An 18,962-nucleotide genomic window follows, 5' to 3' on the forward strand; every position below is an offset into this window, starting at 1 on the left:
ATCACCCGATTTAGCTATTTTACCAAAGCTGCTTTTTTGCGACCATAATAAACAGCGATAAAAGCGCTGACATACATCCATAAACTATAGACAATTGCGGGAATGGCTAGATCGGGATTCTTTAATAAACCGGCAGTGATAGCAATAGCTAAAGTGCCGCTTTGAATACCCACTTCGATGGCGATACAAATTCTTTGGGGAATAGTTAATTGAAATAAAAGACCACTGAAAAAGCCAATTAGGGAAGCAATCGTGTTTAAAATAATCACTGCCAGGCCAGTTTGAGCGATAAATAAAGGTAAACGTTGCCATTCTCTCAGGATTAATAAGCAGATAATAACTGCTAGAAAAATTACGGCTAAACGATTAGTTATCGGTTCCAGACTTTTGGCCAGTAAAGGGAAGTAATGGCGGATAGTCATACCGATAATCATGGGTAAAACTATAATCAAAAATATCTGCGCCATAGTGGAACCAATGGGTAGGGAGATGGCGGCACTTTCACCCATAAAATGCTGGAGAATGAAACTAGCTAAAAAAGGTATTGTGAAAATGGTGATGATGCTGCTAAAAGCGGTTAAAGTAACAGAAAGGGCTACATCTCCCTTAGCTAAATAGGTTAAAACATTGGAGGAAGGTCCGCTGGGGCAAATGGCGACAATCATTAAACCGACGGCAATTTCTGGCTGGAGAGGCAAGAGAGAAGCAATAATAAAGCCGATGATCGGTAGAATAATAATTTGATTGACTAAACCGATCAGGACTGCTTTGGGATAACGGGTGATACGCTGAAAATCGGCGAGAATTAATCCCAATCCCATGCCTAACATTAAAACGCCTAGGGCAACGGGTAAGAGGATATTAGTAAAAAAGTCGGCTTGCATGGGATAAAAGCGGAGAAGATGAGCTTATTTTCCCATAAATTGACTGGTTTATTCGTGTCCCTGGTTACCGATTTTGCTGACTAAAAAACCCCCGGTGTGCAGGGGAGATTAAATTGTAGGAGAAATCCAACCTTGGCGATTTTAGTCCAGTTCCCCTTGCCGATCCGGGATGATATTCTAGTCATACTTCAGTTGCTTGGTGGCAACCATGGGATCACAGCTAGGGAACTGCTGATGCGACTGCCACTTTTGACATCAGCAATGCCTAGGGAATTTTGCCGCAGGACTTCCATCAAGAATAACGAGGGAAAATTTTCCTTCTAAATCCCACAATCCTTGAATTCCCTACCGTTGATAAATTGCTAGGGTGACCAAGGTGGTAGATTTTTGGTGAACGATAGGTGAGTTTTTGCAGAGTTTTCCCTTCTCGATCGAGGGGCAGTTTTCTGTCATCTAAGTTGTGTGTAAACATAGCAACCCTCCAGATCTCTACAGTTCTATTGTACCTTTATTTCTGGTTCGAGTGCTGGGGACTGTAATAATGTGTATTGTTCGTCAGAGAAGACTCAACCTTTGTTTGTTTTAAACAGGGTCTGCTGAAAAACTTTTTCAGCAGACCCTATTTAGTCATCGATTAGCTCTTTGTCCATTAGCAGATCGCATTGTTGTCCTCGAAAACGGTAAAATTAGCGAAGTAGGAACCCCTGCGGAACTGATGAGCAAACGAGGACAATATCACCTTATGTTTACCCGTCAAGCTAATAGTTATCAATAACCTGAGTTCCCGATTTTGCCGACTAAAAAACCCCCAGTGTTCAACCGAGGTTAAATTGTAGGAGAAATCCAATCATGAGGATTAAACCTCTTGCATAATTAATTTTTGATGGTTCAAAAACGGCAAAAATAAGGATTAAATTGCATAAAATTTGTAAATAGACCATTTAATTGATTATTATTCATTCTTAATTCTCCTGACTACTGACTCCTAACCCTAACAACAATTTTTGATTTTTACAAGAGGTCTATTTTAGTCCAGTTTCCCTCTCTCGCTCTGGAGTGAGAGAATAGTCATACTTAGTTTTTTTGTCCCAATCGAGAGTATTTTCTGAGATAGATCATTGCCGATCTGGGGATAAAAAAACCGTAATTTTGCCCGATATAACCTTTTATTTGCCCCTATGACTGTCAAAATCGCTCTTAACCCCAATCAGATTCAAAATCTCGATCTCTCATCCTTAGAGACTATTATTCAAGATTATCGGTCCCGATCAGCGATCGCCGAACTAGAACAAGCTCTACAATTAGAGATAGATTATCCTCGCGCAGAGGGTGATATGCGGGAATTATCGGAGATACCGGAAGTTAGGCTGTGGTTTCTGCGTTTAGATGCGGTTTATCCCTGGCTAATCTTTATTCTTGACCCAAAACAGGGAGAAATCGCCCGTTATGCTGCTATGTTGGTCCCCCATCAATTCCATCGCGGGGAAGGAATTCAATATAATCCCGAAGCTTTGGAGATTTTTGTGATGCAAAAACTCTTTATTTTGTCTGATTGGCTGAAAAGTCAGCAAATTCCTGCTTTATCTCGCTTAAAATTTTTCGCTCAACAGTTTGGTTACGATATCGACGAGGAATTTCTCTCTAGTCTCTAAAGGCTTCCTGCGCTGACTAGATAGGGTATGTTTAATATATGGCAAGTTACTGTCTCGCCCAATTTAGCGCCACTAATACCCCTATCAGAGAATCATGGATACAAAATCCTTTAAACGTACCCTACAGCAATCGGATAACTATAACCGCAAGGGATTCGGTCATAAAGAGGAAGTAATGGATGCGATGACCAATGAGTATCAAAGCGACCTGATCCAAAAAATTCGTGAAAATAATTATCGTTTAGAACGGGGTGACGTGACTATCTATCTCGCTCAAGCTTTTGGTTTTTGTTGGGGGGTAGAACGCGCTGTTGCTATGGCCTACGAAACTCGTCAACATTTTCCCCAGGAACGTATCTGGATTACTAACGAAATTATTCACAATCCCTCGGTTAATCAGCGTCTGCGCTCCATGGCCGTGGGTTTTATTCCGGTGGAAAATGGCCAAAAAGACTTTAGCGTGGTGGAATCGGGGGATGTGGTGATTTTACCCGCTTTTGGGGCCAGTGTCTCGGAAATGCAAATACTTAACGATAAGGATTGCATGATTGTGGACACCACTTGTCCCTGGGTTTCTAAGGTGTGGAATTCCGTGGAAAAGCACAAAAAAAGCGACCACACTTCGATTATTCACGGCAAATATAATCACGAAGAAACGATCGCCACTAGCTCTTTTGCTGGCACTTATCTGATCGTTTTAAATTTGGCTCAAGCTAATTATGTCGCTAATTATATTCTCCACGGTGGCGATAAAAACGAGTTTTTAGAGAAGTTTAAAAATGCCCATTCCCAGGATTTCGATCCCGATCGCGATCTAGATTATATCGGTATTGCCAATCAAACCACGATGCTGAAAAGTGAAACGGAGGAAATTGGCAAACTCTTCGAGCATACTATGTTGAGAAAGTACGGACCGATCGATTTTAAAGATCATTTCATGAGTTTTAATACCATCTGTGATGCCACTCAAGAGCGTCAAGATGCCATGTTTGAACTGGTGAAAGAACCGCTTTCTTTAATGGTGGTAATTGGCGGTTATAATTCCTCTAATACCACTCACCTACAGGAAATAGCGATCGAGCGTGCCATTCCCTCCTATCATATCGATAGTGCCGAGCGCATTCTCCCCGGTAATCGCATCGAACATAAACCTTTAGGGGACGATTTAATTATCACCGATAACTGGTTAAATGAGGGAAAAATTGTCGTCGGAGTGACTTCTGGTGCTTCCACTCCTGATAAGGTGGTAGAAGAGGTAATCGAGAAAATTTTTGCGTTCAAATCTTCTTTAGTCTCTCCGTAATTAGCCTAGGTGTGTTAGCCTTTGGCAATGGCTGCATCTCAATTTTGGAGAAATATCTATTGCTCACCATCAGTTATTTTTATCCGTGGGATTGCTGACAAACTGACGTTTGGGTTTACCATTATCAGTAGAACCGTTCGGCTCTTCTCGTTTCTGTCTGGAAGGAAGAGCAGATATTTTCCTAAAAACGGCGGGTTTTATCGATTCCGTAGATAATTCCCGTCACCACGGAAGAGAGAATTAATAACAAAATTAATCCTCCGGGTAAAAAAGATAATATTCCCATGCCGCGCAATATATAAACTAACACGGTGACTAATAGGAAACCGAAAAAAAGAGACTTTAAATAACTAGAGCGCATTTACTTAGATTAACAGTTCCTATTGAGTTAAGTTTAACTTTTCGGTAATCATTGCCAGAATTTTTTCTTCCCTTTTTCCCTTACTGATAGATTCCAGTAAACGGCGATTGAGAATAATTTTTTCCCCGTTGGATAAGGTTAAAATAATCCGTCGGTAATTAGACCCTAAAAAGCCTTTGTACTCTTCTACTTTTGCCTCAACAATTCTCTCTAGAAGATAATCACTTTTACTTCTAAAAGTTAAATGTTGTCGCCTACGGGTTAGGGTAGCGGTACCCTGATTAAAGACATAACTCTCCCGATAGCTGGCATCATAAAGTAACAATAGACCAGACAATAAGCATAACATACCCCAGAGATAATAGGGATAATTATGGTGGTGTTCTAGCAGTGATGAAAAGGTATCTAGGGGACTTTTGGCAATAATTTCCTGAGCTTGATATCTATTCACAAAACTCTCAAATCGGGTTTTAAAATCACTAGCTGACTGCACATCTCGAAAATTCTCGATGTAGAGATGGTTATTTCTCCCGACCAATAAAACCGTGTTATTAACAGTTTTTTCCTGCTCAACACTGATAAAAACTTCTTGATAGACAGCCGTAGCTTTAATGTGAGTCAAAGAAAAATTTTCCCGACTAGAAACAGGAAAATTATACTCTTGGACATATTGACAATCTATCCTTTTTGTGCTTAACCTAATGCAGTCGAGATAAGCGCGCTGGAAAAAAACCAAATATGCTAAAAAGAGCAAGGGAACCCCAGCCAGAAAAAAACCCAGAAAAGGACGATATTTAGGAGCCTTATTCTCTAACAAGAGTGTAGTCAGCGTTTTTTGCTTAACTCGCATGGGAAACCCTACAGGTACTTTGTTCTAATTGTACTACAGCTTTTTTCAGCATCCTTCTCAGGATCGATTTATTTAATCTGCTGACCGGGAAAATTGTAATGATTATTCACGAAAATCTGACATCAGTCTCTAGACTGGCTCTATCTTGACCTTTTTTGTTCTGGTTTGGCACGGTAAAACCCTGTTTATCGAGTTTTTGTAAAGCTTTTGCGGTTTTTTGTTTATTGTTTGTATTTAAAGTAAATGTATAAACAAAGCTGTTTTTATAAGTTTTTATCAATTTCATAAACTTTATAAGCTCTAAAAAATTATTTATCTAATTTTTACGCTTTAAATCTCACTCTAGCTATAGCAGATAAAAATTGAGCCTCTTTCCAAGGAGTGGGTAGATGGTTAATAATGGCGATCAAAGCACTGATAAACAAACTCACCATTCAAGCGCAAATTTAGGAGAACTTCCATGCCTTTAACACTCGCAGTCTACGGAAAAGGTGGCATCGGTAAATCGACAACAAGCTGTAATATTTCGGCCGCTTTAGCCAAAAGAGGCAAAAAAGTCCTACAAATAGGCTGTGACCCCAAGCATGATAGCACCTTCACCCTGACAGGCTTTCTGATTCCCACAATCATCGATACCCTACAAGAAAAAGATTTTCACTACGAAGACATCTGGCCCGAAGACGTTATCTATGACGGTTACGGTGGAGTCAAATGCGTGGAAGCGGGGGGACCCCCGGCCGGTGCCGGTTGTGGCGGTTACGTCGTCGGGGAAACGGTGAAATTATTAAAAGAATTGAACGCTTTTGATGAATTTGACGTGATTTTGTTCGATGTTTTGGGGGATGTGGTCTGTGGAGGATTTGCCGCTCCCTTAAATTACGCCGATTACTGCATAATTGTCACAGATAACGGCTTTGATGCTCTTTTTGCCGCCAATCGCATCGCCGCTTCCGTCCGCGAAAAAGCGCGCACCCATCCCCTGCGACTAGCCGGATTAATTGGCAATCGCACCTCAAAACGGGATTTAATTAATAAATATGTGGACCATGTTCCCATGCCAGTGTTAGAAGTTTTACCCTTAATTGAAGATATTCGCGTCTCCAGAGTTAAAGGTCAAACTCTCTTTGAAATGGCCGACAAGGATCCGATGTTAAGTTATGTTTGTGACTATTATCTCAACATTGCCGATCAGATTTTAGCCAAACCAGAAGGAGTTATTCCCAAAGAATCTGCCGACCGGGAGTTATTCACTTTATTATCGGATTTCTATCTTAATGCCGATAAACCCAAAGTTAACGCTGAGGAAGAATTAGACCTGATGATGGTTTAGATTATTTTGTAGGGTGGGTTAGGGACAGCGTAACCCACCAAAACCCACCAATAACCACCAATAAACTCTTTTTCTGGGTGGGTTACGGCGAAGAATTAACTTATTAGTTAATAGCCTAACTTATGGGACAAAATGAGCAACTTTGAGGAATTAAAAGCCACCTTACCGAGGCGATGGTTAGATTACTACCAAAATAATCAAGCTTGGATTAAGTCTTTAATGGATTCTAGAGGCTGGTGGCGAAAAACTCCCGACGGTGGTAAACGTCCCAGTGCTGACATAATTATAGCGGCAGCAACAGCTTTAGAACCTAAGTTATCAGTGTGGATGTATCCCTTTTGTCAACTTAGTTCCGATGGGGACAAACTGGTAGAAGTCTTAGGACTAAATTTTGATTCTGAAAAAAAGGAGTTGGAAAAATCGGAAAAAGAATTACTGATGTCTAATTCGCACACTGAATATCTCAACGGATTCCGAGAAAAACAATTATCAGTCGAAAAAAACAAAGTAATTATTTTTGAGGAATTGCTAAAAATCTTACCAGATAAATGGTTAGATTACTACCAAAACAATCAACCGTGGATTAAGTCTTTAATGGATTCTAAAGATTCGTGGCGAAAAACTCCCGACGGTGGTAAACGTCCTAGTGCTGACATAATTATAGGTGCGATTACCGTTTTAGAATCTCAATTATCAGTGTGGATGTATCCCTTTTGTCAGCTTAGTTCCGATGGAAACAAACTTCTAGAAGTTTTAGGATTAAATTTTGATCCTGAGAAAAAACGACTAGAAAAGAAAGAAAGAGAATTAAGTAATTCTTTATATCCTACTGAGGATCCTGTACTGCAAAAAATCCGCCAAGAGTTACAACAAGAAAACCTAAATAAACCAAGTTAAAGGAGAACCTAAAAACATGACTGCCACTCAAGAACCGAGCGCTTTACAATTTGATTGTGAAACCGGCAACTATCACACCTTTTGTCCGATTAGCTGTGTTGCTTGGTTATACCAAAAAATCGAAGATAGTTTCTTCCTTGTTATCGGCACAAAAACCTGTGGTTACTTCCTGCAAAATGCCATGGGTGTCATGATTTTTGCCGAACCGCGTTATGCCATGGCTGAATTAGAAGAAGGGGATATTTCCGCTCAACTAAAAGACTACGAAGAATTAAAACGCCTCTGCTTACAAATTAAACGAGATAGAAACCCTAGCGTTATCGTTTTTATCGGTACTTGTACCACCGAAATCATCAAAATGGACTTAGAAGGATTAGCACCGAAACTAGAGTCAGAAATCGGTATTCCTATCGTGACAGCGCGCGCTAATGGTTTAGATTATGCCTTTACCCAAGGGGAAGATACCGTCCTCGCTTCCATGGTGCATAAATGTCCCGAAAAAGTTAAGCACGAAGATGAAAAAGAAGAACGGAATGCCATCCAGAAACTCCTAACTTTTGGACGTAAAAAAGAAGAAATTAAACAGGAAGAATCGGAATATAAAGACCATCCTCCTTTAGTTTTATTTGGTTCCGTTCCCGACCCAATTGTGACCAATTTAACCCTAGAATTGAAAAAACAAGGAGTTAAAATTGATGGTTGGTTGCCAGCCAAACGGTTTACTGAATTACCGGTAATTGAAGAAGGTTATTATGTGGCTGGTGTCAATCCTTTTCTATCACGAACTGCCACCACTTTAATGCGTCGTCGTAAGTGTAAATTAATTGGCGCACCCTTTCCCATCGGTCCAGATGGAACCCGCGCTTGGATAGAAAAAATCTGTTCTGTTTTGGGAGTACAACCGCAGGGATTAGAAGAAAGAGAGGCAAAAATTTGGGAAAGTTTAGAGGATTATCTGCAACTTGTGCGCGGTAAATCGGTCTTCTTTATGGGGGATAATTTACTAGAAATTTCTCTGGCACGTTTCCTAATTCGTTGCGGGATGACTTGTGATGAAATCGGTATTCCCTACATGGATAAACGCTACCAAGCAGCCGAATTAGCATTACTAGAAAAAACCTGTAATGATATGGGTGTTCCCATCCCGAAAATCATCGAAAAACCTGATAACTACAATCAGATTCAGCGCATTTACGAGTTAAAACCTGATTTAGTGATTACAGGAATGGCCCATGCAAATCCCTTAGAAGCGCGGGGAATTAACACTAAATGGTCGGTAGAATTTACTTTTGCTCAAATCCACGGTTTTACCAATGCGCGAGATATTTTAGAATTAGCTACTCGTCCCCTGCGTCGCAACAATAACCTCAAGGAATTGGGTTGGGATAAGTTAGTTAAAGAGTCAGCAAAAGTGTAAATTTGTTTTCAAAAGGCTACAATCATCAGGTAAGGAAAATTAATTCCTTACCTTTTTTCTGTGATTGTTTGCCGATTCTGAGGACAATTCTTGTTCAAATGCTCAACAAGTGCATAAAATAAAAGTATCGTCTCCTTTATTCCTTAGAGACTTTTAGGGTTAATATGCAATGCTCATCGGATTTAGTGTCGGCAATTATCGCTCTTTTAAAGATGTAGTAACTCTCAGTATGGTAGCTGCAGAGGAGGCCTGTGGTAATGATGAGCTTGATAAAAATAATGTTTTTAAGGTTAATCAACAAATTAGTTTACTGAAAAGTGCCGCTATTTATGGAGCAAATGCCAGTGGTAAGAGTAATTTAATTCTGGCATTCAATTTTATGCGACGGTTTGTCATGAATTCTGCAAAATTACAAATCACTGACAAAATAGATGTGGAAGACTTTAGATTAAGTACCGAAACTGTTGATAAACCATCCTTTTTTGAAATAGTTTTTCAGCTAAAAAATAAAACTTATAGATATGGATTTGAAGTAACTCAAAAGCGAGTAGTTTCCGAATGGTTATTTTGTACACCCAGAAGTCGTGAAACTAAAATTTTTAATCGGCAAGGCGATAAAATAGAATATAGCAAAAATATTGAACAGGGTAATATACTAAGAGGATTGACAAAAAAAAATACTCTGTTTTTATCACTAGCGGCTCAATTTAATAATTCTCTAGCGGTGGAAATTGTCTCTTGGTTTAGTCACTTAGGTGTTGTGTCTGGGTTAGATGTGGAATTATTAAAAGCGATTACGCTTGAGCATCTTTCTAATAGACAAGATTTGATTGATGATGTGACTAAGTTAATTAAAAAATTAGATTTAAGTATTGACAATCTCAACCTAGAAACAGAAACCAGAAAAATTTCCTTAGACAGTCTCCCGCAAGATTTACCGGATGTTGTCAGAAATATCATCAGTCACTCTAGCGGTGAAATAAAGTCCGCTACCATAAAAACCTATCATCCAAAGTATGACTCAACAGGTAAAATGATTGAGTTAGAAATTTTTGATATGGACAATCATGAATCTGATGGAACTAAAAAGATTTTGGCTCTGTCAGCACCGATTTTAGACACTTTGCAAAGAGGGGAAGTTTTAGTAATTGATGAATTGGATGCCAGACTTCATCCTTTAATGACTAGAAGTATAATCGAATTATTTAATTCTCAGAAAACTAATCCCAAAAATGCTCAACTTATTTTTACTACTCACGATATTAATTTACTTAGTCATAAATTTTTAAGGAGGGATCAAATTTGGTTTACCGAAAAAAATCATCAAGGAGCAACAGATTTATATTCTTTGGTGGAATTTGCTGATATTAATAATAATAATACCTTTGAAAAAGATTATATTCAAGGTCGTTATGGAGCAATACCTTTTATTGGTGATTTAAGTACAATTATTGGTAATTAGTATGAGTAACAACAGGAATACTTCCGATTATTTGCGTCGCCAAACTAAGACTAGAGAAACAAGAAAAAGATTTTTAATTATTTGCGAGGGAGAAAAAACTGAAGTTAACTATTTTAAGGCTTTTACTGTTCCTAAGAAAATTGAAGTTAGGGTGAAAGGTGAAGGTAAAAATAGCTTGAGTTTAGTAGAAAAAGCTATTAAGATTATAGATAATGTAAACAAAGATGACTCATTTGATCAAATCTGGTGCGTTTTTGATAAAGATAACTGTTCTAAAGAGCAATTTAATCAAGCAGAAGGACTGGCTAAACAAAAAAATATCAAGATTGCCTATTCTAATGAAGCTTTTGAAATTTGGTTTATTTTACACTTTCAATATCTGGATATTGCCACATCCCGAAGTGAATACCTAACAATTTTAACTAAACAGATGCAAAAGTATGGATTATTAAACAAGAAAGAAAAATATAAAAAAAATCGAGAGGATATGTACGAAAAATTAAAGCCATACCAGACAACAGCAATCACTAATGCAGCAAAACTTATTCAAGATAGAGATGAAGCCAAAAAACATCCTTTTGATGCCAATCCCTCAACCACAGTACACGAATTAGTGCAAGAACTTAACATCAATAGTCGTCCTTAAGCTTGATTCTCTTTTGTCAATAATTAAATATTTAATTTTAATTGAAACCTAAAGTTGTTATAATAACTAAAAGCCTATTTAACCAAAGTAACTGCTCTTAATTTGATTTAAATGTCCAATAACTTATCTCACCAAAAACCCTATCATCTCAACTTTAGCAGTGAGGATTTAGGCACGGCAAAACCGACTATCACCCTATTATCGGGGGAACCAGAACGCTCGCGCTATATTGCTGAAACTTATTTACAAAATGCACGTTTACTATCGGATTATCGCGGATTAAATAGTTATCTTGGCTATCTAGATAATTCTACCCCAATTCTTCTGGCTACCAGTGGCATGGGTGCGCCATCTTTGAGTATTGTGGTTAATGAATTAATACAGATGGGAATTAAAACTATTATTCGTATCGGTACTTGTGGCGCAATTCAAAATAGAATAAAAATTGGTGATATTATTATCTCGCAAGCGGCTTTATGTAGGCAAGGTGCAGCTAATGATATTGCTCCTCCGGAATATCCCGCAGTGGCGGATCCTTTTTTGACAGTTGCTCTAGTCAAATCGGCTCAATTTTTGGGAGTAAATTATCATTTAGGTATTACCGCTTCTGTGGATAGTTTTTATGAAGGACAGGAAAGAATTGTGTCTTCCGCTAACCCTTATCTTCAGCGTCACTTAGAGGGAATTACGGAAGAATATCGACGTTTAAATATTCTCAATTATGAAATGGAAGCGGGAACTTTATTTAAAATGGCGGGGGTTTATGGATTTACTGCCGCTTGTATTTGTGCTGTGATTGCCCAAAGAAACAAAGAGGAAGGGATTAGTTTAGAAAGCAAACAACAGGCTATCGAAAAAGCGATTCAGGTGGCAATATTGACCGTTAGCAACCTCTCCCTATCCTCAATTGATTAATGTTCAGAAATCATCTTCATTAAGACTTCCTCTTTTTCCTGACTTTGGGGATAACAGGAGATACGTTTAGCGCGTAATTCTTGGGACAAAATAATTGATCGCCTTGTATAATTAGGGTACATTAATTTGCTCAAAAAAGTGTATTTTTTGGCGAATATGTAATAATTTTTGACAAAAGTAAATTCTCACCCCAAAAATTCGCTTATTCTTAGTCTTCTAAGCTAATCTTGACCGGATTAACTTGCCATCGGTAAAGTCAAAACCTTTAGCGACGAGACGATTATAAGGTGAGATAATGGGAAAAAATTGGTTTTAGCTTTAAGAATCATATTATGTCAGACGCAACGCAGTTAACACCGGAAAAAATTGCTCAGTACCGTATTCAATTTGCGGACAATGAGAACGCTTTAATTGCACTTGATGTTATTGAGGAATGGGAGGGAGATTTAGCAGATGCTGCTGAGTCTATTGCCACTCGTAACGGGATTGAAGGGGTAGAAGATAATGCTGATTTTCGTTGGTTTGTTATTGTTCTTAATAAATGTCGGGATTCTATTTGTCAACCGAAGTTGCGAGAAAAATATTTACCCGCACTTATCCCTACTTTAACAGGTATTATTGTAGGATATTTGATGTGTCCTCCGCAAGTCGCGGGAATTTTATCTGCTATAGTTGCTGTTTATATTCAGGATCAAGGACTGGATAAATTTTGTCAAAATTATCCTGATTCTTGAATCAAAGTGATCCCCCCCAACCCCCCTTAAAAAGGGGGGAGAATACCTCAACTTAATTGTATTCTCAAGGAACAATAGATTAAACCCCTGTAGCGATAAATGCAGTCCAATAATAGGGATTAGCAAAGGGATAGGGTTCACGTTTAACCGCAGCTTCTAATAAGTCTTGGAATTTTCTTCTATCCCGTTTACTTTCAAAGACTCGATCGAGTAATTGCTGGAATTTTTGACTATCTTTAATTCTGGCTAATTTTTTACTATTCAATGTTATTAACCAGGTTTGAGTATTATTTAAAACAATAGCAATACTCCCTTGATCTCGGATAGAAATTCGTTTAAGATCGTGATAAAATTTAGTCATAAATAACGTAGTTGCTAGGGGATCTACTGTCCAAAGGGTACTAACTACACTAGAACTACCTGCAAATAGAAAACCACTAGGTAAACCCACATATTCATCACTAATACTATCAGCTTTACTTTCGATTATACCACTTTCACAAGCAGAAAAGGTGACTAAACGACATTCTCTTAAGTCAAATTTTTCAAATACTTCTGCTAGAGTAAGGTTAGCTGATTTTCCTAAGTTACCGTCTGGATCTGCTAACATTAAAGCTGAGTCTCTAGGGGATTCATTATTAAATTTACCATGACAAGAAAAGTGAATACAATGAGATGCTTGTAATTCTTGACGACGGTTTTCTAGAGTTTGTTCTGATGCTTCTAATTCCCCAATAATAATGGTTTTTTCAGTGGCAAATCCTTGACTAATTCTCTCGATTTCTAGATTTGCACCTAAGAGAGGTTTTAGGTCTTTTCTGGTGGGGTTTTTAATGGCAAAAAGACGAGTAAAGTTTTCTCGCTGTGATAATTTTACCAGTTTTAAAAGTTGGCAACTGGGAACATATCCTACCCCTTTAGAAAAGCATTGATAGAGAAATTGTCCATTTTTTAGGGGTAAACAATGAAGGGGAATAATATGTAAAAACCAATGGGGAATTAGGATGAGACGAGAGCAAGATTTAGGGATCAGTTCTAAAAGTTCATCAATGTGGAGAATTTCTGATAGTTGATTTAAACGAAAATTAAGATTATTAATCCACTCGGTTTTATTATTTTCATAAGCGTCACGATAATCTTTAATAAAATTAATCAATTTTTCTCGATCTTCTGCTGAAGATTGCCAAACTTTAACCCCTTTCACCTCACTATTCCCCCCTTTTGAAGGGGGGTTAGGGGGGATCAAACCCTCATTAGTAACAATAAACGCCATAATACTATCCCCTGCAATATACCATTCTAAGATGGCAGTATCTTGATCAATTAAGGATTGAATCTCACTTATAGGAATGCTTTCAACCTTTTGAGTTAAGCTAAAAGTGGGGTCTATGGGGGTTATTTCACGATCAATAAATTGTTTTAATTCTTGTTTTAATTTATTGAGGTGAGTATAGTCATTTAAGATGGGTTGTTTTCGTTGATCTGGGGTTAAAATTTCTCCCCTATTGCGGGTTTGTTCTTGGATGGCTAACCGTTGTTCTTCGCCAATAATGGCACGACGGAGGCGATCTAATTCGGTAATAATCGTTTGGGGGATATTACCTTTAGGATAAATATCTCGATCAGTAAGCAATTGGACTAGATAGCGGGTTTTGCTGCGTTCAACGTATTCTAAGGCGCGATCTGGTTGATTGAGGTTGAGATAGGATTGAACAATGCCATCATAAACATCCATTGCCTCAGAGAGAATTTCTTGTTGTCGTTGAGGGTTTGAGGCTTCGAGTCGGATATTTTCTACTGCTTCGATGGCTAAGTTGTAGCCTTTGATGGCGGTTTCCCAGTCTTCGATAAGGTTAGCAGTAATTCCTAAGTTTCGTCCTGTTTGTAAGCAGTTTATGGGAAAAGCCGTCGGGGTATATACTTTTAAAGACTGGTTATAAGCCACAATGGCTAACTCTAGATTATCTGCCCTTTCCCCTCTGATGCGATTACTATAAGCTAACCCCAAATTATTTTGTGTCTTTGCCCAATCTTCAGGAAAGGCTTCACGGGTATATATTTCTAATGAATGGTTACAAGCAGCAATGGCTAACTCTAGATTATCTGCCCTTTCCCCAAGAATGCGAAATATATAAGCCGTCCCCAGATTATTTTGTCTCCTTGCCCAATTTTCAGGAAAGGCATCACGAGTATATACTTCTAATGACTGCTTATAAGCTGCAATAGCTAACTCTAGATTATCCGCCTCTTCCCCAAGAATTCGGGATATATAAGCCGTCCCCAGATTATTTTGTAATCTTGCCCAGTCTTTAGCAAGACTGCGAGATAGATAAGCATTCCCCAGATTATTTTGTGTCGTTGCCCATTCATAAGGAAAGGCTTCACGGGTATATACTTCTAATGACTGGTTATAAGCTGCGATCGCTAATTCTACATTATCTGCCCTTTCCCCAAGGATTCGATCACTATAAGCAGCCCCCAGATTATTTTGTGTCATTGCCCAATCTTGAGGAAAAGCTTCACGGGTATATACTTCTAAAGACTGGTTATAAGCTGCGATTGCTAACTCTACATTATCTGCCCTTTCCCCAACAATGCGAGTTTGATAAGCATTCCCCAAATTGATTTTTGCAGTTGCCCAAGCTTGAGGAAAGGCATTACGGGTATATACTTCTAATGAATGGTTAAAAGCTGCGATCGCTAACTCTACATTATCTGCCTTTTCCCCAACAATGCGGTTTCTATAAGCTTCTCCCAGATTATTTTGTCTCATTGCCCAAGCTTGAGGAAAGGCATCACGGGTATATACTTCTAACGACAGGTTATAAGCTGCAATAGCTAACTCTAGATTATCTACTCTTTCACCTCTGATGCGTTGACTATAAGCATTCCCCAGATTATTTTGTGTCCCTGCCCAATCTTCAGGAAAGGCATCACGGGTATATACTTCTAACGACAGGTTATAAGCTGCAATAGCTAACTCTAGATTATTCGCCCTTTCCCCAAGAATGCGCTCATGATAAGCTATCCCCAGAGTCTTTTGTGTCCCTGCCCAATCTTCAGGAAAAGCTTCACGGGTATATACTTCTAAGAGGGTCTGATATCCTGTAATAGCAATTTCCAGATTATTAGCCCGACTTCCTAAGTTAAACTGATAAATATGAATACATAAAATTTCTATCACCCTGGCACTAAATGCCACTTCTTCAGCATTCCATTCAGAAAACACATTTCTAGCCCATTGTTGCAACAGTTGGGCAAAAGTATCATCTAAAAGATGTTGACGGCGTTGTAGGATAGGATAAACCACCGCAGGATCATTACTTTCATATTCTGCTTGTAAGACTTCTAATAAAAACCCCTGATATTCCTCTATAGTTGCCGCTTGAGAATTGAGATACTGCCCCAATTGTTGCGCCATATTCCGTAACCAAGTCCGCATGATCATTATTTCCTTGTTCTTCTAACCATGTTGCATAGTTTTCCATCACCTGCAAAAATTCGGGATCAATCAATTCCTGATTTGCTTGCAGAATATTATTGAGTTCCTCACCATCAGCACAAGTGAGCAACTGTTCAATTAAATTAACATAAGCTTGGCCGCGTTGTTCATTCATTGTCTGTACTGTGATTAGAATGATTGAATGAGGGACTATGATGTTTTTTGGCGGATGACTCTATGATAGGATGAGTCCCCTTGATATAGGGCGATTATGACACAGAATGCTATAGAGGATATTAACTATAAACGCTCAAACTCATCAACTCTTAATCCCGCTTGCCTTAAAATACTGCTAATTGTACCGATTGTTACCTCCTTATAACAGGGAACAATCGTTGTCATTTTTCCTTCGGGAGTATCCTTGGCAAACTTAACATGACTCCCCTTTTGACTAACAACTTCAAACCCTGCCGCTTCCAACTTGCGTTTAATCTCACGATAAGATAAAGGCTTAAGCGGCATTGATTTCTACCTCTATCTTCTGTAATCGGGGAATAACTGTTGCACAAGGCGGTTCAAAATGTAATTCTAAAGCCTCTTGCAGATTGTTTAACGCCTCGGTTTCTGTTTCCCCTTGACTAGCAACATCAACCTCTAAACATTGGGCAACAAACCAATTATCTTCTTGAAAAATTCTCGCTGTAAGTACCTGTCTCATTTTCACTTTCCTGATTGAGCTTTCCATGATTATAGGTCAGGCTAGAATGACAGTCAATTAAATAATCATATAGATCATGCTTTAGACTTCTACATAACAAGATTCTATACTTTATATCCCGTAACCAAGCAACAGGAGTATTATTTCTTTGTTCTTCTAACCCTGTTGCATAGTCTTCCATCATTGTCTGTACTGTGATTGATGTGATTATGTGATGGACTGTGATTTTTTTTGAGAGAGACCAACCTTATGATTTAACGTGATACAATAAATATTCGTGATTGTCAAGGGGGGGTCGCTGCCAAATTTGTTTGATATATTCCAAGTTTCTGCCTTAGAACATATCAAACAAATTACTTTTCTGCACAAATAACTGTCATTACAGCAACTTCTTTGTCCAATTGATCTCCTATTTCATCTTCAACAACGTCCAGATCGTAATCCATTTGTAATCCCAGCCAAAATCGCGGTGACATATCAAAATAACGAGCTAACCGAAGAGCTATATCCGCCGTGATAGGCTGCTTTCCGTGAACGATTTCGTTAATACATTGTTCGGGAACTCCAAGAGCCAGAGCTATTTGATTCTGACTAAGGTTCATTGGCTTGATAAATTCCTCTAAAAGAACCTCACCGGGATGAATTGGCATTAGTTTATCTTCATTCATTATTTTACCTCAATGATAATCAACGATTTCTACGTCTAGAGCATCACCGTTTTGCCAGACAAAGCAAATTCGCCATTGATCGTTAACCCGAATGCTATATTGACCTTCCCTGTCACCAACCAGACGTTCCAATCGATTTGCTGGTGGGACACGAAGATCTTGCAGGGTTTCCGCACGATTAAGCATCCGCAATTTTCGCAATGCCACTTGTTGGATATCTAATGGCAATTTACGCGAATGTTTACGTTCAAAAACTTTTTGAGCTTCTTTATCTTTAAAGTTTTGGATCACTCTCTAAACAATTTCTTATCCTACTTTTAAGTATATGACGTAAGGATGCTCCAATGGCAGAACTGGTTGGGGAACAGGCCAGACAGGGACTTCTGCGAATGCGTCTGGGGCCAAGATGACGCGACGACAAATGATCGCGGTAGCCTTCATGTTGGATATGCTAACAACACCTTAGCCTATTGTCAATGTCCCCAACAGTTAAAAACACCTCATATTCTTCTATATTTCTCGCTTGAGGATTGAGATATTGCCCAAAGTTTTGTGTTAAATCAATCTGCATGGTTATTATTGTATCCTTATTATTCTAACCCTGTTGCATAGTTTTCCATCATCTGCAAAAATTGAGGGTCAATCAATTCCATATTAGCTTGCAGAATATTAGTTCGCTCCTCATCATCAGCACAAATGAGCAACTGTTCAATTAAATTAATATATGCTTGGGGGCGTTTTTCGTCCATAACCTTAATCCGATGCTTTTACAAAAGTTTTTTAAATTCTTCAATAGACATTCCGGCACCTTTAATAATTGTTCCCATTGTATAAGCATTAATTGGATTAGCTCTGGGAATTGTTAAGATATGCTCTCCATCAGTCATTGTAATATGTTTACCCTGTCGAACAATCCTAAATCCTGCTTTTTCAAAGGCTTTAATGGCTCGTTGATGATTAATTCCGGGAAGACTAGGCATGATTTAATTCAACTTCCACATAACAAGATTCTACACCTTGATTCAATTCCTCGGCAACTTCTAAATAAGACACAATAGCATCTTGAATATTATTGAGAGCTTCTTCTTTTGTTGTACCTTGAGAAGCACAGCCTGGTAAACCGGGACACCAAACAGCATATCCTTCTTCTGTTTTCTTAAGACTGACTTTATACTGCATATTTTTATAATAATAATCGTTGTCAGTTATTATAGCACGGCCATCATTAATCTCTGCTTTTGCTTGTAATACTTCTAATAAAAACCCCTGATATTCCTCTATACTTCTCGCTTGAGGGTTGAGAAACTGCCCCAACTATTGCGCTATGTTCCGTAACCAAGCAACAGGATTATTATTTCCTTGTTCTTCTAACCTTGTTGTATAGTTTTCCATCACCTGCAAAAATTCGGGATCAATCAATTCCTGATTAGCTTGCAGGATGTTGGCTTCCTCACCATCGGCACAAGCGAGCAACTGTTCAATTAAATTAATATATGCTTGGGCGCGTTGTTCATTCATTGTCTGTACTGTGATTGTTATAATTATATAGCGTTTTCAAATAAGACATGAAAAAGCATCGTAATTGTGGAGATTAGGAAAAGTAAATAGTTTAAGGTTGATTAAAAGATTAAATATCTTCTTCATAATCCCAAAATTTTTACAGAAACGGTAGCATCTCCTTAC

The 18,962-nt window shown here is 38.4% G+C and carries 23 protein-coding genes; 9 read left to right on the top strand and 14 right to left on the bottom strand.

Annotated features, from left to right (window positions below; genetic code table 11):
• Positions 1-14: 14 nt before the first annotated feature.
• Positions 15-884, bottom strand: coding sequence for a bile acid:sodium symporter family protein (locus IM450_RS19010; RefSeq protein ID WP_287666570.1), 870 nt, complete (start codon positions 882-884; stop codon positions 15-17).
• A 1,178-nt stretch (positions 885-2,062) separates the two neighbouring features.
• Between IM450_RS19010 and IM450_RS19015 the strand changes: the two genes are divergently transcribed.
• Both IM450_RS19015 and IM450_RS19020 read left to right on the top strand, forming a co-directional pair.
• The gene (locus IM450_RS19015; RefSeq protein ID WP_287657353.1) at positions 2,063-2,536 is read left to right on the top strand and encodes a CRR6 family NdhI maturation factor; all 474 of its coding nucleotides are present in this window, start codon (positions 2,063-2,065) and stop codon (positions 2,534-2,536) included.
• A gap of 94 nt (positions 2,537-2,630) precedes the next feature.
• A complete protein-coding gene (locus tag IM450_RS19020; protein ID WP_287666572.1) occupies positions 2,631-3,839 on the top strand; it encodes a 4-hydroxy-3-methylbut-2-enyl diphosphate reductase in 1,209 nt (402 codons plus the stop codon).
• 181 nt (positions 3,840-4,020) lie between these two features.
• Here IM450_RS19020 and IM450_RS19025 read toward each other — a convergent pair whose 3' ends face one another.
• Together IM450_RS19025 and IM450_RS19030 are read right to left on the bottom strand one after the other, a co-directional pair.
• Positions 4,021-4,200 carry a hypothetical protein gene (locus IM450_RS19025; RefSeq protein WP_002800951.1) on the bottom strand — a complete coding sequence of 60 codons (180 nt, stop codon included), beginning with the start codon at positions 4,198-4,200 and terminating at the stop codon, positions 4,021-4,023.
• Between the two features lie 19 nt (positions 4,201-4,219).
• Complete coding sequence (locus IM450_RS19030; protein ID WP_287666574.1) at positions 4,220-5,050, bottom strand: hypothetical protein; 831 nt, start codon at positions 5,048-5,050, stop codon at positions 4,220-4,222.
• A 460-nt stretch (positions 5,051-5,510) separates the two neighbouring features.
• Between IM450_RS19030 and bchL the strand changes: the two genes are divergently transcribed.
• The 6 genes from bchL to IM450_RS19060 all read left to right on the top strand — a co-directional run bounded on the left by bchL (position 5,511) and on the right by IM450_RS19060 (position 11,717).
• Positions 5,511-6,380: a ferredoxin:protochlorophyllide reductase (ATP-dependent) iron-sulfur ATP-binding protein gene (gene bchL / locus IM450_RS19035; protein ID WP_002759152.1), complete on the top strand. Its 870-nt coding sequence runs from the start codon at positions 5,511-5,513 to the stop codon at positions 6,378-6,380.
• 132 nt (positions 6,381-6,512) lie between these two features.
• Positions 6,513-7,277 carry a DUF5331 domain-containing protein gene (locus IM450_RS19040; protein WP_287666577.1) on the top strand — a complete coding sequence of 255 codons (765 nt, stop codon included), beginning with the start codon at positions 6,513-6,515 and terminating at the stop codon, positions 7,275-7,277.
• Between the two features lie 16 nt (positions 7,278-7,293).
• Positions 7,294-8,694 carry a ferredoxin:protochlorophyllide reductase (ATP-dependent) subunit N gene (locus IM450_RS19045; protein ID WP_002740797.1) on the top strand — a complete coding sequence of 467 codons (1,401 nt, stop codon included), beginning with the start codon at positions 7,294-7,296 and terminating at the stop codon, positions 8,692-8,694.
• 169 nt (positions 8,695-8,863) lie between these two features.
• Positions 8,864-10,156: an AAA family ATPase gene (locus IM450_RS19050; protein ID WP_287666582.1), complete on the top strand. Its 1,293-nt coding sequence runs from the start codon at positions 8,864-8,866 to the stop codon at positions 10,154-10,156.
• 1 nt (position 10,157) lies between these two features.
• Positions 10,158-10,802: an RloB family protein gene (locus IM450_RS19055; RefSeq protein ID WP_287725191.1), complete on the top strand. Its 645-nt coding sequence runs from the start codon at positions 10,158-10,160 to the stop codon at positions 10,800-10,802.
• 111 nt (positions 10,803-10,913) lie between these two features.
• A complete protein-coding gene (locus IM450_RS19060) occupies positions 10,914-11,717 on the top strand; it encodes a nucleoside phosphorylase (protein ID WP_287666588.1) in 804 nt (267 codons plus the stop codon).
• Here the strand turns inward: IM450_RS19060 and IM450_RS19065 are convergent.
• The gene (locus IM450_RS19065) at positions 11,714-11,839 is read right to left on the bottom strand and encodes a hypothetical protein (RefSeq protein WP_287666591.1); all 126 of its coding nucleotides are present in this window, start codon (positions 11,837-11,839) and stop codon (positions 11,714-11,716) included. The two genes, IM450_RS19060 and IM450_RS19065, sit on opposite strands and share 4 nt — an antisense overlap.
• Positions 11,840-12,049: 210 nt before the next feature.
• On the opposite strand from IM450_RS19065, the gene IM450_RS19070 reads away from it, so the two are divergent.
• Positions 12,050-12,451, top strand: coding sequence for a hypothetical protein (locus tag IM450_RS19070; protein WP_008206040.1), 402 nt, complete (start codon positions 12,050-12,052; stop codon positions 12,449-12,451).
• A gap of 79 nt (positions 12,452-12,530) precedes the next feature.
• Here IM450_RS19070 and IM450_RS19075 read toward each other — a convergent pair whose 3' ends face one another.
• The 10 genes from IM450_RS19075 to IM450_RS19115 form a co-directional block, all read right to left on the bottom strand.
• A complete protein-coding gene (locus tag IM450_RS19075; protein WP_425590320.1) occupies positions 12,531-15,893 on the bottom strand; it encodes a CHAT domain-containing protein in 3,363 nt (1,120 codons plus the stop codon).
• Positions 15,778-16,068 (bottom strand): hypothetical protein, encoded by a 291-nt coding sequence (locus tag IM450_RS22755; protein WP_425590321.1) that lies wholly within the window; start codon positions 16,066-16,068, stop codon positions 15,778-15,780. Before IM450_RS22755 ends, IM450_RS19075 begins: the two co-directional genes overlap by 116 nt.
• 125 nt (positions 16,069-16,193) lie before the next feature.
• Positions 16,194-16,415 carry a type II toxin-antitoxin system HicA family toxin gene (locus IM450_RS19080; protein ID WP_002790990.1) on the bottom strand — a complete coding sequence of 74 codons (222 nt, stop codon included), beginning with the start codon at positions 16,413-16,415 and terminating at the stop codon, positions 16,194-16,196.
• Positions 16,405-16,611: a type II toxin-antitoxin system HicB family antitoxin gene (locus tag IM450_RS19085; RefSeq protein ID WP_002740815.1), complete on the bottom strand. Its 207-nt coding sequence runs from the start codon at positions 16,609-16,611 to the stop codon at positions 16,405-16,407. Before IM450_RS19085 ends, IM450_RS19080 begins: the two co-directional genes overlap by 11 nt.
• Before the next feature lie 353 nt (positions 16,612-16,964).
• A complete protein-coding gene (locus IM450_RS19090) occupies positions 16,965-17,279 on the bottom strand; it encodes a HigA family addiction module antitoxin (protein ID WP_036399402.1) in 315 nt (104 codons plus the stop codon).
• A 9-nt stretch (positions 17,280-17,288) separates the two neighbouring features.
• Positions 17,289-17,570, bottom strand: a complete 282-nt coding sequence (locus IM450_RS19095) for a type II toxin-antitoxin system RelE/ParE family toxin (RefSeq protein WP_002740810.1) — start codon at positions 17,568-17,570, stop codon at positions 17,289-17,291.
• 299 nt (positions 17,571-17,869) lie between these two features.
• Positions 17,870-18,028 carry a hypothetical protein gene (locus tag IM450_RS19100; protein WP_002800938.1) on the bottom strand — a complete coding sequence of 53 codons (159 nt, stop codon included), beginning with the start codon at positions 18,026-18,028 and terminating at the stop codon, positions 17,870-17,872.
• An 18-nt stretch (positions 18,029-18,046) separates the two neighbouring features.
• Positions 18,047-18,259 carry a type II toxin-antitoxin system HicA family toxin gene (locus IM450_RS19105; RefSeq protein ID WP_002759169.1) on the bottom strand — a complete coding sequence of 71 codons (213 nt, stop codon included), beginning with the start codon at positions 18,257-18,259 and terminating at the stop codon, positions 18,047-18,049.
• Complete coding sequence (locus IM450_RS19110) at positions 18,252-18,458, bottom strand: type II toxin-antitoxin system HicB family antitoxin (protein ID WP_039900529.1); 207 nt, start codon at positions 18,456-18,458, stop codon at positions 18,252-18,254. The genes IM450_RS19105 and IM450_RS19110 overlap by 8 nt, the downstream gene beginning before the upstream one ends.
• 135 nt (positions 18,459-18,593) lie before the next feature.
• A complete protein-coding gene (locus tag IM450_RS19115) occupies positions 18,594-18,797 on the bottom strand; it encodes a hypothetical protein (RefSeq protein WP_002800935.1) in 204 nt (67 codons plus the stop codon).
• Positions 18,798-18,962: the final 165 nt, after the last annotated feature.

It is taken from the genome of Microcystis sp. M083S1 (assembly GCF_020246405.1).
Classification (GTDB): Bacteria; Cyanobacteriota; Cyanobacteriia; order Cyanobacteriales; family Microcystaceae; genus Microcystis; species Microcystis aeruginosa_C.